The following is a 14,185-nucleotide window of genomic DNA, read 5'->3' on the forward strand; positions in this document are numbered from 1 at the left end:
CAGGAGCAGAAGCCTTGAGTGTCGACGACGTCGTGAACGGCACCGCCGACGACAGCCGGAAGAAGAACTCGTACTACTTCGACCGGCACACGCCCGAGTATCGGTTGCAGTTCGAGAAGATCACCGAGGAGATGCACTCCAAGTGCCCTCTGGCGTGGTCGGAGACCTACGGCGGTCACTGGGTGGCCGCCGGCAGCAAAGAGGTCTTCGAGCTGGCACGCTGCCCTGCGGTGTCCAACCATCACGACATCTCCGGCGAGACGCCGTACCAGGGCATCACGATCCCGAAAGCCAGTCGCGCCACCGTCGTTCGCGGCGGCATCCTGGAGATGGACGAACCCGAACACAGCGCGTATCGCGGGGCGCTGAACCCGTATCTGTCCCCGGCGGCGATCAAGCGCTGGGAACCGTTCATCGACGAGATCACCAGGGCCGCACTCGACGAGCACATCGAGTCCGGTCGCATCGACTTCGTCGATCACCTGGCCAATGTGGTCCCGGCGGTGTTCACGCTGGCCATGATGGGCATCGAGCTGAAGAAGTGGAACGTCTACAGCGAGCCCACCCACGCTTCGGTGTACACACCCGAGCACGCGCCCGAACGCGAGAAGATCAACGAGCAGCACCGCGAGATGGGCATCGATCTCATCAACAACATGATGGAGATCCGCGAGAACCCCCGCCCCGGGCTGGTGAATGCGTTGTTGCAGTTGCGCATCGACGGCGAGCCCGCGCCCGACATGGAAATCTTGGGCAACCTGGGTCTGATCATCGGCGGCGGGTTCGACACCACCACCGCCCTGACCGCGCACGCGCTGGAATGGCTCGGCGAACATCCCGACGAGCGGGAGCGGCTGAGCCGGGAACGGGACACCCTGCTGCACCCGGCCACCGAGGAGTTCCTGCGGTTCTTCACCCCCGCACCCGGTGATGGCCGTACGTTCCACGAAGACGTCGAGGTCGAAGGTCAGAAGTTCAAGCAGTACGAGCGTCTGTGGCTGTCGTGGGCGATGGCCAACCGGGACCCGGCGGTGTTCGACAAGCCCAACGAGGTCGTCCTGGACCGGAAGGGCAACCGGCACTTCAGTTTCGGCATCGGTGTGCACCGCTGCGTCGGGTCCAACGTGGCGCGCACGGTGTTCAAGTCGATGCTGACCGCGGTGTTGGACCGGATGCCCGATTACGTCTGCGATCCCGAAGGCACGGTGCACTACGACACCATCGGTGTCATCCAGGGCATGCGGAACCTGCCCGCGACCTTCACCCCGAGCAAGCCGCTTGGTCCGGGGCTCGACGAAACGATCGCCAAGCTGCAGCGTATTTGCGACGAACAGGAACTGGCCCGCCCCATCACCGAGCGCAAGGAACGCGCCGTCATCGATTGAGTCGCCGGTTCCGGCCCGTCGGGGGAGCCGGAAGTGGTTCGATGATGCGGTCGGCGCAGGCAGGAAGGCGGCACAGGGCATGAGGTTCAGCAGGATCGGCGCGGTGTTGATGGCGTTGTTCGCCACGGCGACCATGCTCGCACCGCCGTCGTCTGCCCGCTTGCCGCTGGGCAACTACGACGTGCTGACCAACCGGTACGACCGGGCCTCGTGGTTCTGGTACGTCACCGCCTGCATCCCGGAGAAGACGGCCGACTGCATCCACGTCGGCGGGCGGCCGCGACTGAAGTTCTACGAGTACTACGACAGCAAAGCGTGGCTCGTCGACGGTCGATACACGTTCACCGTCGACCAGCCCGACGGTCTGCGCTGCCCCGGCCACAACATGCCGACGCGGGACACCTACTCCTTCGACGCGGTGACGCGGTTCGGCACCATCGACTCGAAGTACGACGTGGGCTGCTTCAACGGCCCGCCCGGAACCCAGTTCTGGACCTTCGCCCTCCAGCGCCTGTAGCCGAGGCACCGCGAGCCCGCTGGCGGCCCACCTTCCCTCGGCGAGCGCGCGTGTCTGTCCCTCGACACACCGCGAAACAGCAACACTTTGCGCGCGCTCGTCGGCGCTCACAGCAGCGAATAACGCCGCTGAATCCCGTTGAAGCGCTCCCACATCTGCGTGACGCGCTCGCCGGGTGTCACCGTGACGGTGGTGGGCGGCAACACATCGGCCAGTTCGTCGTACTTCACCACCCGGGTGGTCAACTCGACCGGCGCACCCTCGAGCATATGGCGGTAGGTGACGTTGCCTCGCTCGAAGCCCTGAGTGTCCATCCAGTTGTGGTAGCCGGGGTCCACGTGCGCCAGCAACAGACGCACCCGACCGTCCGCATCGACCGCGGTACGGCTCGGGGTGTAGCTCACCGGCCGGTACAGGAAGTCCATGCTGGTGAAAAAGACCCCCATGTTGGTCAGCGACCACAAGCCGTCATGGGCGTCGAACTCGATGACCAGCGCCTCGTCGGGCCTCAGCCGCCAGTGCATGTTGACCGCCGCGCGGCCACGCTTGACATCGTCGGCATCGGCATCGGCGGCCGGAAAGGTGTTGGGGTGTTCGGCGTCGACTCCCCCACGCGTGAAAGGGAACTCAGGCCAGTCGCGCATCATCCCGGTCAGGAAATCCCCGGCCCACCCGATCGCCTCGATCGTCTGGGCAGCTGTCGGGAGCGGCTTGGGCGCGGCCATGTCGATGCGTTCGATCCGCATTCGGGCGGGCACCTCGTCCCAGGAGTCGAAGCCCTGGCGGATGAAGAGTTTCCGAGATTCGGCAGTCGTGGGCAACCAGTTCGGCGCGCGTTCAGGTCCGCCGATGTACACCTCGAACGAACCGTCGGCTGCCGAGGTGAGTTGTGCACCCGTCAGGTTGGCTTCGGGGAGGTCGCCGAACGGTTCGTGCAGTACATCGGGGCGGGCGGGTCGGCGTCCCTGCACGGTGATGTTGAGGAACCTCGCCGTGCCGGGTGTCCCGACCAGCCGATAGACCGAGGAACCGTCGATCCAGGCCTGCTGGTAGGTGAAATCCGCGCAGTCCCCGCCCAGTTTGCGTGTCGGTCCGCAGAAGGCGTGCAGGCTCGGATAGCGCGTGTCCCGGGTTTCCAGCGCGAGATCGAAGGCCTGGCCGAGGTTCTGGGTGAGAAACCGCATCCCGTCGACCCGGTGCAGTTCCGAGGTCGCATTGTGGTCCTTGAAGACCTGCTCCCCTGCCGCCTTGAGCCGGTCACAGAACGCCACCCACGCGGCGTGCAGCTCCGCGTCGCCGGCGCCGTCACCGAGGGCCATCGCCGCTCTCCGAAACCCGTTCGAGCATGGCGGAGGTCACCTCACATGCGCGGCGCGCTGCATCCAGGCGGCCTTCGGATTCGATACGGGGTCCGATCAACTCGAGGTCGAAACCGTGCCGGTAGCCCAGCGCCAATACCTGCGTGATGATCGACTCCAGCGGGATCGCCCCGTCGCCCGGTACGGCGCGGGCCGGCAACGCTCGGTCGCCGAGCACGTAGTCGCTGAGCTGGATCATCTCGGTGCGCGGCAGAGCGCGCTCGAGCAGCGCCGCCAGGTTGGCCTCGGCCCAACAGTGGAAGACGTCGACGCAGATACCGATTCCCGCCATCTCCGCCAACGCGATGGTGTCGGTCAACGTGTGCGCAATGTGGATGTCGGCATACAGGCTCGAGGCGTTCTCGACGGCCAGCGCGACGCCTGCCTGCCGGGCGTGGTCGACGCACGGGGCGACCAGATCGCAGAACCGGTGGGCTGCCTGTTCCCAGGTCAGTGCAGCCCGTCCGCCGGTGAGCATGTAGACGACGCGCGCTCCGACGTCGGCGGCAGAGTCGATGACCCGTTTCAGCCCGTCGGTCGCGCCGAACAGGTGGTACACCGTCTCCACCGAATATCCGTTCGCCTTCAGTGCCTTTCGCAGCATCGGGTCGGACAGCTCGCTGTCGATCAGGCTCAGCCGCGTGATGCCCAGCGACTCCCAGCAGGCCATCATCTGCGTGGCATCAGCGCCGAGGAACGTGACGTCGTGCACCGAGAGCCTCGCGTCGACAGCCATCAGCCACGCTTCTCGATCGCGACGCCGAAGCGCTCACGGAACGGCCGGAACTCCTCGTGTAGCGCGTCGAGGTCCTCGCCGATGTCGGTCAGCACACTGGTCGAGTACACGAATTTGCCGTGCCGGTCGCCCTTGTTCTCGGCGAGGTAGGTCCGCATCGCCGTCTCGGCCTCGCCGGACAGCTCGCGCCCGCAGAACGCGTAGTAGGAGCGGACCGTCTGCACCGGATCGGCGACGAAGTCGGTGTAGCGCACGTGCAGGATGCGCGGATCGTCGACGAGCGGGTGGGTCATGGTGTTGGCGATGCTGGCCCGGGTCAGGTCCAGGTGCATGCGCGCTGCGGCGCGCAGGTCGACGGCGCCGACCATGCCGTCGGCGATGTCGGCCATCATCATCGTCCGCGATGCCGCGACCTGCACGGGGTCGCGGTGCAACCACACCAGGTTGGCATCGGGGTAGGCGGCGAAGAACTCACGCAGTCGGAATCCGTGAAAGCCCTTGAGCACCCAGCGTTTCGGCGTCCGGCCGTACTGGCACTGCGCCAGCATCGCCTTGTGGATGCGGTACTGCGCGACGGCATCTGTGGGCAGTCCGCCGACGACGGTCGGCATCGGCACCCGCCACCAGGCGGTGGGGGTCAGCACGCGGAAGTCGAACGCCCAGGTGCGTTCGTCTTCGGGCAGACCGTCGCCGAGCATGTCGTTGTAGGGGTGGCTGTGCAGCCATTTCGGTATGGCGGCATTGATCTCGCGCCAGTCGGCATCCGCGCGCGCCCGACGCGGATCATCGGGACTTGCGGTGCCCGGTGGCGGTGACGGGTACATCACCTCCCAGAAGCGCAACGCGCGGTTGTCGGGATCGACAGACATCAGGGCATGCATCAACGTTGTGCCCGAACGTGGCTCGCCGGTGACGAACATCGGCTGTTCGATGACTTCCTCGGCGAGCGGATACCGATTCCGGTCTTCGAAGAACTCCAGCCGTGTGGTCAACAACCAGTGGCACACCTCGGTGGCGCGCGCCCGTCCGTCGTGGTCCATGCCGAAGCTGTCGAGGAGATCCACGGCGAGCGCGAACCGCTGCTCGAACGTGGGGTCCCCGTAGTCGGTCAGACCGGTGGCAGAGCGTGCGCGCTCGAGCATCGCCTCGGCGTCGAGCACCGTCATGAGATGTCCGTGCACATCGCCAGCAGTGCGTCCTCGGCCGCACGCACGTTCTCGGCGGAGGCGGCGGCGTGGTCGAGTCCGGCCATGGCCCCGTAGTCGAGGATCTTGGGCACCCGCAGGCCGGCGTCGACGTAGTCCTTGACGGTCCGCGCCACCTGTTCGGGCGTCCCGTGCGGCACCATCGCCAGCACCATCTCGGGCTCGACGCGGTCGAGGAAGTCCACGATCCGCTCCCGGGACAGCGTCGCCGGGTCGATGTCGTGGAACCCCTGCCAGTTTTCGCCCATGGGGTGGCGGAACCCGAACGCCGCCAGTGTCGGGGCCGGCACCTGCAGCAGGAAGGACTTCACCAGGGGGGCCGCGAGGATGTTCTCCAGTTCCGCTTCGTTGCGTCCCATGAGGCAGACCTGGATGTAGGCCGGGGTGATCGCCATCGGGTCGCGGCCGGCCCGGTCCGCGGATTCCCTGACCGCAGCGAGCTTTTCGGCGTAGTCCTGCGGTGTCCACGCGCCCGCGGGCCACCACCCGTCGGCGTACCGGCCGGCGATGTCCAGCGAGCGGGGCCCGCTGGCTCCGATCCAGATCTCCGGGAATCGTCCGTCGTAGGGTTCGGCGTCGAGCCTGGCGTGCTGCAGACGGTAGAACCGGCCGTCGTAGTCGACCGGACCGTCGCTCTCCCAGAGCAGACGGATGACGTGCAGCGCCTCCTCGAAACGGCCGACGGGCCGGCTGAAGTCGAAACCGTAGGGCGAGATGTTCTCTTTCTCCCCGCTGCCCAGGCCGAGGATGAAGCGGCCCTGTGACAGGTGGTCGATGGTCAGCGCGCTCTGCGCGAGCAGGGACGGGTGTCGTCGGACGGTGTCGACCACGCTGGTGGCGAGCGACACGGTGGAGGTGAGGACCGCCGCGGCTGCGGCGACCGCCATCCCGTCGAGATGCCGGTGCGGAGACGGTGAGACGGTGGCCAGGTCGGTGAACTCCGGGGTCCAGATCGAGTCCGGCCAGAAACTGACCATGTGGTCCGGCAACCAGATCGAGTGGTACCGCCCGCTGTCCAGACTCTGCAGCTGGGTCAGGTCGAGCGGCAGGGTGGTACGCAGGAAAGCTGCCGGCTGGACTTTCACCTGGAGTCTCGCGCTCAGCGCCGCGGCAGACCGAGGACCTGTTGGGCGATGATGTTGCGCTGGATCTCCGAGGTGCCGCCGGCGATCGTGCCGCCGAAGCTACGGCAGTAGCGTTCGAACCAGCTCGCGAAGTAGTGATCGAGATTCATGTGCGCGTAGGGCCCCGACGTCGCGGGATGCACGAGCCCGTCCGGCCCGGCGGTGTCGAGCGCCAGACCTTCGATGCGCTGTTCCGCCTCGGCGCCCAGCAGCTTGGGTACCGACACCGACGCCACGTCGACCTCGCCGCGGGCGGCCTTGGCGATACCGACCGAACCGAGCAGGCGCAGCGCGTGGTAGTCGATGATCGACGAGGCCAGTGCGTCGCGCTCCAAGGCATCCTTGGGCCGGAAGTCGGCGATGCAGTTGGCGATCCGGTCGGCGAAGCCCAGCCACATCATGGTGCGCTCGTGGCCGAGGGAGCCGTTGGCCACTCCCCAACCGCCGTTGAGCGGGCCGACGAGGTTCTCCACCGGCACCCGCACGTCGGTGAAGAACACCTCGTTGAAGTCCAGGTTCTCGATTCCGGTCATGTCGGCGAACGGCCGGCACACCACGCCTTCGAGGTCGGTCGGGATCAGCAGCACGCTGATTCCCTTGTGTTTGGGGGCATCCGGGTCGGTGCGCACGAACGTCAGCAGGAAGTCCGCGTCGTGAGCCCCGGAGGTCCAGACCTTCTGCCCGTTGACGACGAAGTGATCACCATCGCGAACGGCTTTGGTGCGCAAGGACGCCAGATCCGACCCCGCGCTGGGCTCGCTCATCCCCAGTGACGCGGTGCGTTCCGCGCGCAGCACGGGTACCGCCCACTGCTGCTTCTGCTCGTCGGTGCCGAAGGTCAACAGCGAAGCCGCGATGATGTTGACACCCTGCGGGTTGAAGCTGTGATAGATCCGGCGCCGGCACAGTTCCTCGGCGTGGACGAAGGTCTGCAGCACCGTCGCGTTGCGCCCGCCGAACTCCGGCGGCTGAGCCGGCAGCAGCCAGCCGTTGTCGAACAGCAGCCGTTGCCAGTCCCGGGCCCACTGCGGCATGTGGGACACCGACCGCGGCCGCTCCAGCGTCTCGGCGGCCGACGGGGTGTGCTCGTCGAGGAAGGCCGAGAACTCGGCGCGGAATTCCTCGACGTCGGCATCAAAGGTCAGCTGCATTGAATTCCTCCGCGATCATGGCGCGATGCTCGGCGGCGCCGCCCAGCATCAACTCTCCGGCCTTGGCGCGCTTCAGCGCGAACTGCACGTCGTTCTCCCAGGTGAATCCCATGGCGCCGAAGCTCTGCAGTCCGTGCTTGAACACCAACGCCTGGCATTCACCGGCGGCCGCCTTGGCCATGGCCGCCGCGAGACGGCGGCGCGGGTCGTCGGCGGCGATGGTCAGCGCCGAGAAGTAGGCCAGGGCTCGCGCCCGCTCGATCGCGATGTGCATGTCGGCGGCCTTGTGCTGGATGGCCTGGAACGTGCCGATCGCTACGCCGAACTGTTGACGGCTCTTGGCGTGTTCGATGGCCAGGTCCAGGATGCGCTGGCACGCACCGACCATGGTGATCGCCATCCCCATCAGGGCCACATGGTGGGCGCGCTCGGTGTCGGCGGTCAGCCGCTCGCTGTCGGCGACGTGCACTCCGACGAAAGAGACCTCAGCGACGTGCAGCACCGGGTCGAACGTCTCGACCCGGCGGGTGACGACCTGGTCTGCGCCGACCAGGAACACCCCGGCAGGCGTACGCACGGCCAGCCGTTCGGCGCGGTCGCCGTCGAGCACGTACCTGTCGGTCCCGCTGAGCACCCAGCCTTCGGCGTCTCGGACCGCGGTGACACCGCTGTACACCGCCGTTCCGGAGCTCTGCGGGTCGAACCGGTCTCCCACGAGCGGCGCGAACTGGGTCAGCGTCGCCAGGAACGGTGTGGGGTCGGTGGCCCGGCCCAACTCCTCGAGCACGATCGCCAGCTCGACGGCGTTCTCCGGATCGGCGAGCTCGGTCCACCCCGCGTCCAGATAGCTCTGCCACAACGGCGTCGCATCGACGCCGTTCTCGGCGATGTCGCGGATCAGCGAAGCCGGGCACTGCTTGGACACCGCATCGCGTACGGTCTCCTGCCACAGCCGCTGGTCAGGATCGAATTCGAGTAACACCCGTGCGCCTCCTCGGACCGGCAGTCAGACGAGAATACCATTCTCTTTTCCGGTGTCAGCATTCTCGCCCGGCGCACATCGACTGTCCGGAAACAGGCGCTGAGCGAGCGACAAACATCGGTCTCTACCAGCGCGGATGTTAAGCGTTTCGCTTGAGAACAGAATTCTTGCTTATGAAGAACAACGATCTACACTGGGGTCATCGACGGTCGCGCCCTCGACCGCCAAGAGCAAAGGATCAAGCTGCGTGAAGGAATTCGATGACGGGTCCGGCGGCCTCGACGGCGCCGGGGTGAAGGTCCCTGTCATAGACGCCAGCGTGCACATCTTCTGCGAGTCCAACAAGGACCTGCGCAAGAATTTCCTGCGGGAACCGTTCCGCAGCCGGGGCTTTCCCGATTACGAGATGGACTGGTACGGCGCACCGGGCGGCGAGTACGCCGACCGCACCACAGGCCCGGACGGTCAGTACCCGGGTTCGGATCCGGCAGTGGTCGCCAAGCACCTGTTCACCGACCGCGGCGTCGACATCGCCGTACTGCATCCGATGACGCGCGGCGTCATGCCGGACCGGCATCTGGGCACCGCGATCGCCTCGGCGCACAACGAGATGATGGTGACGCGGTGGTTGGACCATCCGGAGTTCGGCGAGAAGTTCCGCGGAACGCTGCGGGTCAACCCCGACGACATCGCCGGCGCACTGCGGGAGATCGAGAAGTACAAGGACCACCCCCGCATCGTGCAGTTGGGCGTCCCACTGCAGTCGCGTGAGCTGTACGGCAAGCCCCAGTTCTGGCCGCTGTGGGAGGCCGCGGTCGACGCCGGGCTGCCGGTGGCAGTGCATTTCGAGGTCGGCTCCGGAGTAATGCTGCCGCCGACCCCCAACGGGCTGACCCGCACCTACGAGCAGTTCGTCGGATTCACCGCGCTGAACTTCCTCTATCACCTGATGAACATGATCGCCGAGGGGGTATTCGAAAGGATGCCCGCGCTGAAGTTCGTGTGGGCCGACGGAGCCGCCGATCTGCTGACGCCGTTCATGTGGCGGATGGACTGCTTCGGCCGCCCACACCTGGAGCAGACTCCTTGGGCACCCAAGATGCCCAGCGACTACCTGCCCGACCACGTCTACTTCGTGCAGGGCAGCCTCGACGGACCCGGCGACGTCGATTTCGCCGGCGAGTGGGCGGGCTTCACCGGCAAGGACGACATGGTGATGTACGGCTCGAGCTATCCGCACTGGCAGCTCAACGAGTTGTCCGTGCCCAAGGCCTACAGCGACGAACAGCGCGACAAGTTGTGCTGGCGCAACGCCGCGAAGCTGTACGGCATCGAAGTTGGCGCAAGTCCATCCCTGACGCCCACGGCTGCGGCACAGTAGAGGTAACGAGGAGGCCATCATGAGTGTTACCGCCAATCCCCGCGTTCCGGCTGCCGAACGTATCGCCGTACGGTGCGTGGACTCCGACGTCCATCCCACGCCGCGCCGCGGCGAGCTCACCCAGTACATCCCAGAGCCGTGGCGCAGCAATTACTTCCTGACCCGCCGGGTCGGTGAGCAGATCTACTACGACGCACCGGACTACGCCCATACCTACGCGATGCGCGTGGATTCGTTCCCGTCCGATGGTGAATTCGCCTGCAGCGACCCGGATCTCGCGTTCAAGCAGCTGATCATGGAGGCCGGCGCGGATATCGCGATCCTCGAACCCGCCGCGTATCCGGCTCGGTTGCCCGAGGCCCAGCACGCGATGTCGTGCGCACTCAACGACTGGCAGGCCAACCACTGGCTCGACAGCCACAACAACTGGCACGAGCGGTGGCGGGGATCGATCTGCCTGGCCATCGAGGAGCCGCAGGACAGCGTGGCCGAGATCGAACGCTGGGTCGGTCACCCGTACATGGCGCAGATCCTGATCAAAGCCGAACCACGGCCCTCATGGGGCAACCCGAAATACGACCCGATCTGGGCTGCCGCGGCCAAACACGACATCCCGGTCAGCTGTCACCTGTCGCGCAGTCACTACGACGAACTGCCGATGCCGCCGGTCGGTCTGCCGAGCTACAACCACGACTTCATGGTCACCTACTCGCTGCTGGCGGCCAACCAGGTGATGAGCCTGATCTTCGACGGCACGTTCGATCGCCACCCGAATCTGCGGATCGTGTTCGTCGAGCACGCCTTCACCTGGATCCTGCCGCTGATGTGGCGCATGGACGCGCTCTACGAGGCCCGCAAGTCCTGGCTCGACATCAAGCGCAAGCCCAGCGAGTACGTCAAGGACCACATCAAGTTCACCACTCAGCCGCTGGACTACCCGGAGGACAAGACCGAGTTGACCCGGGCCTTCGAGTGGATGGAATGCGAGAAGATCCTGCTGTTCTCCAGCGACTATCCGCACTGGACGTTCGACGATCCGCGCTGGTTGGTCAAGCACCTGCCCGAGCATGCGCGCGAAGCCGTGATGTTCCGCAACGGGATCGAGACCTACAAGCTGCCGGACACCGTGCCGGCGCTCGAGGGTCAGGTACGGGTCTTCTAGAACATGAGCGAGGACAAGGCGCCCGGCCAGCCAGCAGGGCGTGAGCCCCGGCTGGCCCAGGGCCGGGAACATGTGGTGGCCACCGTCGACGAAATCCCGCCCGGGAAGCACAAACTCGTGCCCATCGGACGGCACGGCGTCGGTGTGTACAACGTCAACGGCACCTTCTACGCGATCGCGAACTACTGCCCGCACGAGGGTGGTCCGCTGTGCGCCGGACGGACCCGCGGTCTGAACATCGTCGACGAGAACGTGCCGGGCGACTCGGTCATGGTGCGCGACAAGGAATACATCTTCTGCCCCTGGCATCAGTGGGGCTTCGAACTGGCCACCGGCACCACTGCGGTCAAGCCTGAGTGGAGTATCCGCACCTACCCCGTCCGGGTCGTCGGCAACGACGTGCTGGTGCAGGCCTAGAACGCGCCGTAGCCCAAGTCATTGGAGACACGTTGCCCAACAAGACAATCGAGATCAACGGCGGAAATGTCGTCTACGAGATCCTGGGCGAGAAGGGCGATTTCGTCGTCCTGACGCCCGGTGGCCGGTTCAGCAAGGACATCCCCGGTCTGCGTCCGCTGGCCGAAGCGCTGGTCGACGGTGGTTACCGGGTCCTGTTGTGGGACCGGCCCAACTGCGGCGCCTCCGACGTGCAGTTCTACGGCCAGAGCGAATCGCACATGCGTGCCGAGACGCTCTACCACCTGCTCACCGGACTCGACATCGGGCCGTGCATCATCGCCGGGGGCTCGGGCGGTGCGCGGGATTCGATGCTGTTCACCATGCTGCATCCCGAGATGGTCACCAAACTCGTGGTGTGGAACATCGTGGGCGGCGTCTACGGCAGTTTCGTCCTCGGCGGTCACTATGTGGTGCCCAGCATCCTCGCCGTTCGCGGGCTGGGCATCAAAGGCCTGTTGAGCGTGCCGGAGTGGCGTGAGCGCATCGCCGAGAACCCGGTCAACGAGCAACGCATTCTGGACCTGGACGCCGACGCGTTCCTGAAGGTGATGCTGCGCTGGCTCAACGCCTTCGTGCCCAAACCGGGACAGACGATTCCCGGTGTCGCCGACGAGATGTTCGACGACATCACCGTTCCCACGCTGATCATCCGTGGTGGCGAGAACGACTGGGATCACCCGAAGCGCACCTCGTTCGAGGTGCACTGCCTGATCAAGGGTTCCACGCTGATCGACCCGCCGTGGCCCGAGGACGCGTGGGAACGCGCCGGGGAGAAGATGGCCCAGAGCGGCGGCAAGAACTTCTGCCTGTTCGACACGTGGGTGCAGGCGGCGCCGGCGATCCTCGACTTCCTCGGGAAGTGATGGCCGTGGCCTCAGACGCTGATGATCTGCACCTCACAGTTCAGGGACGCCTCCAGTGCGGTGTGCACTCGGCTCTCGGGAACACGTCGCAGGTCCGCTTTGCTCAGCGTCACCTTGACGACGTCCCAGCCGTCGTCGGTGGGGATGCGTTCGATCTCGCCCTGCAGCCCCAGCCCGGCCAGGACCCCGTGCGCGTCGTCGTCGGTACCTCGACTGACGTAGGTGAGCACGCCGGCGACCGGTTCGACACCGAATCCGCCGAAAGCGTCGCGGCACAACCCGACGGCGACGGCCTGAAGCTGCTCGACATCGTCACCGGCGATCAGGATTTCGACCTGCCGACGGTTGGGCGGCATCGCCGCCAGATCGGCATCGACGACACCCACCTGATGACCCTGGGCCAGGTCGGAAAGCGTTGCCATGCCGTCACGTAACTGGTCGGCGGTCAACCTCGCCGACGGGTCCACATCGACTCGCACCACCGCAGTCCTCATGCGCGTCAGCCTATCGGCAGGCAGGAAGGGACCAGACATGATGACCTACGACCACACGGACGGGCCGCGATGAGCACCGACAACGGGCTGGCCATCCGCTTGGCGTTGTCGGTGTGGCCGGGCCTGACGCCGCGTCTGCTGCTCGACTCCGGATCGCCCGAGCCCGAATCGCTTTCGTCGTATACCGATGCGGGCGGCTACCAGCAGATCGACGATCTCGACGCCCTGTTGGACAGTGTCGACCGCAGCGGGCTGCTGGGCCGCGGCGGCGCCGCGTTCCCCATGGCCGTCAAGTTGCGGACGGTCCGCGACGCCGGCCGCGACGGCAGCCAGACCGTCGTCCTGGCCAACGGTGAGGAGGGCGAGCCGGCCTCGATCAAGGACCGGTGGCTGATGCGGCACCGACCACACCTGGTGCTCGACGGGGTGCGGCTGGCCGCCCGAATCGTCAACGCGCCGAAGGCCTTCGTGTACGTCTCGGATGTCGAGTCCGCGGTCGCGGTCAACACCGCGCTCGCCGAAGCCCCGCTCGACGATGTCGCGGTCAGTGTGGTCACCGTCGACCCCGGGTACGTCGCCGGCGAGGAGACCGCCGCGGTGCGTGCGGTCAACGGCGGTCCGGCCAAGCCCACCGACAAGCCGCCGAGGCCCTTCGAGGAGGGTGTCGACGGGAACCCGACGCTGGTCAGCAACGTCGAGACACTGGCCAACCTGCCGTTCATCGCGCGCCACGGTAGCGACGCCTACCGGAGTGCGGGCACCTCGGCCTCCCCCGGCACGTTCCTGGCGACAGTGACCGGAGCGGGCCGACCGCCCACGCTCTACGAGCTCCCCCACGGAATATCGGTGACCGAGCTACTGGCCCTGCACGACGTGGACGCCACTGCTGTCCGCGGCGTGTTGATGGGCGGTTACTTCGCGGGCCTGCTCAACCGGGAGATCCTCGACGTCACGCTGGACCACGAGTCGCTGCGCCGGCTCGGCAGCGGACTGGGCTGCGGCGCGATTGCGCTGCTGACCACCGAGTGCCCCGTCGCGGTGGCCGCGTCGGTGATGGCGTATTTCGACCGGGAGAACGCGGGACAGTGCGGTTCCTGCTTCAACGGCACCGCCGCGATGTCCGCGGTCACCGATGCGCTGCTGCGCGGCGCGGCCACCCAGGATGACCTGACCCGGCTGGAGCGGTGGTCCGTCGTGCTGCGCGGCCGGGGTGCGTGCGCGACGTTGGACGCGGCCACCAACGTGGCGGCGAGCTTGCTGCGCGCCTTCCCCGCCGACATCGCGCGCCATCTGGCCGGCGACTGCGAAACCTGCAGTGCCCAGATCTATTCGGCGCTGCGGCCCTACGAGGTGGAGACGGCGTCGTGA

14 protein-coding genes are annotated in these 14,185 nt (G+C 66.5%); 7 read left to right on the plus strand and 7 right to left on the minus strand.

The window, feature by feature from the left end; translation table 11 throughout:
• Nucleotides 1-14: 14 nt before the first annotated feature.
• Both ACQI46_RS14670 and ACQI46_RS14675 read left to right on the plus strand, forming a co-directional pair.
• Nucleotides 15-1,385 carry a cytochrome P450 gene (locus tag ACQI46_RS14670; RefSeq protein ID WP_427094729.1) on the plus strand — a complete coding sequence of 457 codons (1,371 nt, stop codon included), beginning with the start codon at nt 15-17 and terminating at the stop codon, nt 1,383-1,385.
• 79 nt (nt 1,386-1,464) lie between these two features.
• The gene (locus ACQI46_RS14675; protein ID WP_427094730.1) at nt 1,465-1,902 is read left to right on the plus strand and encodes a hypothetical protein; all 438 of its coding nucleotides are present in this window, start codon (nt 1,465-1,467) and stop codon (nt 1,900-1,902) included.
• A 107-nt stretch (nt 1,903-2,009) separates the two neighbouring features.
• On the opposite strand, the gene ACQI46_RS14680 is transcribed toward ACQI46_RS14675, so the two are convergent.
• The 6 genes from ACQI46_RS14680 to ACQI46_RS14705 are packed head-to-tail and all read right to left on the minus strand — an operon-like array spanning nt 2,010 to nt 8,458.
• Nucleotides 2,010-3,221 (minus strand): DUF1214 domain-containing protein, encoded by a 1,212-nt coding sequence (locus ACQI46_RS14680; RefSeq protein WP_427094731.1) that lies wholly within the window; start codon nt 3,219-3,221, stop codon nt 2,010-2,012.
• On the minus strand, nt 3,208-3,996 hold the full coding sequence (locus ACQI46_RS14685; protein WP_427094732.1) for a sugar phosphate isomerase/epimerase family protein: 789 nt from the start codon (nt 3,994-3,996) through the stop codon (nt 3,208-3,210). The genes ACQI46_RS14680 and ACQI46_RS14685 overlap by 14 nt, the downstream gene beginning before the upstream one ends.
• Nucleotides 3,996-5,162 (minus strand): sulfotransferase family protein, encoded by a 1,167-nt coding sequence (locus tag ACQI46_RS14690; RefSeq protein WP_427094733.1) that lies wholly within the window; start codon nt 5,160-5,162, stop codon nt 3,996-3,998. The genes ACQI46_RS14685 and ACQI46_RS14690 overlap by 1 nt, the downstream gene beginning before the upstream one ends.
• Nucleotides 5,159-6,286, minus strand: coding sequence for an LLM class flavin-dependent oxidoreductase (locus ACQI46_RS14695; protein ID WP_427094734.1), 1,128 nt, complete (start codon nt 6,284-6,286; stop codon nt 5,159-5,161). Before ACQI46_RS14695 ends, ACQI46_RS14690 begins: the two co-directional genes overlap by 4 nt.
• 14 nt (nt 6,287-6,300) lie before the next feature.
• Nucleotides 6,301-7,476, minus strand: a complete 1,176-nt coding sequence (locus ACQI46_RS14700) for an acyl-CoA dehydrogenase family protein (RefSeq protein WP_427094735.1) — start codon at nt 7,474-7,476, stop codon at nt 6,301-6,303.
• Entirely contained in the window at nt 7,460-8,458 is a 999-nt protein-coding gene (locus ACQI46_RS14705) for an acyl-CoA dehydrogenase family protein (RefSeq protein WP_427094736.1), read from the minus strand. Before ACQI46_RS14705 ends, ACQI46_RS14700 begins: the two co-directional genes overlap by 17 nt.
• A 247-nt stretch (nt 8,459-8,705) precedes the next feature.
• Between ACQI46_RS14705 and ACQI46_RS14710 the strand changes: the two genes are divergently transcribed.
• The 4 genes from ACQI46_RS14710 to ACQI46_RS14725 are packed head-to-tail and all read left to right on the plus strand — an operon-like array spanning nt 8,706 to nt 12,323.
• A complete protein-coding gene (locus ACQI46_RS14710; RefSeq protein WP_427094737.1) occupies nt 8,706-9,839 on the plus strand; it encodes an amidohydrolase family protein in 1,134 nt (377 codons plus the stop codon).
• 19 nt (nt 9,840-9,858) lie between these two features.
• Nucleotides 9,859-11,001: an amidohydrolase family protein gene (locus ACQI46_RS14715; protein ID WP_427094738.1), complete on the plus strand. Its 1,143-nt coding sequence runs from the start codon at nt 9,859-9,861 to the stop codon at nt 10,999-11,001.
• 3 nt (nt 11,002-11,004) lie between these two features.
• Nucleotides 11,005-11,418 (plus strand): Rieske (2Fe-2S) protein, encoded by a 414-nt coding sequence (locus ACQI46_RS14720; RefSeq protein WP_427094739.1) that lies wholly within the window; start codon nt 11,005-11,007, stop codon nt 11,416-11,418.
• Between the two features lie 32 nt (nt 11,419-11,450).
• Entirely contained in the window at nt 11,451-12,323 is an 873-nt protein-coding gene (locus ACQI46_RS14725) for an alpha/beta fold hydrolase (RefSeq protein ID WP_427094740.1), read from the plus strand.
• 11 nt (nt 12,324-12,334) lie between these two features.
• Here the strand turns inward: ACQI46_RS14725 and ACQI46_RS14730 are convergent, their stop codons facing one another.
• A complete protein-coding gene (locus ACQI46_RS14730; RefSeq protein ID WP_427094741.1) occupies nt 12,335-12,817 on the minus strand; it encodes a hypothetical protein in 483 nt (160 codons plus the stop codon).
• 69 nt (nt 12,818-12,886) lie between these two features.
• Between ACQI46_RS14730 and ACQI46_RS14735 the strand changes: the two genes are divergently transcribed.
• Entirely contained in the window at nt 12,887-14,185 is a 1,299-nt protein-coding gene (locus ACQI46_RS14735; protein ID WP_427094742.1) for an NADH-ubiquinone oxidoreductase-F iron-sulfur binding region domain-containing protein, read from the plus strand.

The sequence above is a fragment of the Mycobacterium sp. SMC-4 genome, from assembly GCF_050205565.1.
Lineage (GTDB): Bacteria > Actinomycetota > Actinomycetes > Mycobacteriales > Mycobacteriaceae > Mycobacterium.

Coding starts and splice junctions, on each gene's coding strand:
- ACQI46_RS14690 (WP_427094733.1), bottom strand. CDS start 5,162: ATGACGGTGCTCGACGCCGAGGCGATGCTCGAGCGCGCACGCTCTGCC.
- ACQI46_RS14715 (WP_427094738.1), top strand. CDS start 9,859: ATGAGTGTTACCGCCAATCCCCGCGTTCCGGCTGCCGAACGTATCGCC.
- ACQI46_RS14675 (WP_427094730.1), top strand. CDS start 1,465: ATGAGGTTCAGCAGGATCGGCGCGGTGTTGATGGCGTTGTTCGCCACG.
- ACQI46_RS14735 (WP_427094742.1), top strand. CDS start 12,887: ATGAGCACCGACAACGGGCTGGCCATCCGCTTGGCGTTGTCGGTGTGG.
- ACQI46_RS14730 (WP_427094741.1), bottom strand. CDS start 12,817: ATGAGGACTGCGGTGGTGCGAGTCGATGTGGACCCGTCGGCGAGGTTG.
- ACQI46_RS14720 (WP_427094739.1), top strand. CDS start 11,005: ATGAGCGAGGACAAGGCGCCCGGCCAGCCAGCAGGGCGTGAGCCCCGG.
- ACQI46_RS14685 (WP_427094732.1), bottom strand. CDS start 3,996: ATGGCTGTCGACGCGAGGCTCTCGGTGCACGACGTCACGTTCCTCGGC.
- ACQI46_RS14700 (WP_427094735.1), bottom strand. CDS start 7,476: ATGCAGCTGACCTTTGATGCCGACGTCGAGGAATTCCGCGCCGAGTTC.
- ACQI46_RS14680 (WP_427094731.1), bottom strand. CDS start 3,221: ATGGCCCTCGGTGACGGCGCCGGCGACGCGGAGCTGCACGCCGCGTGG.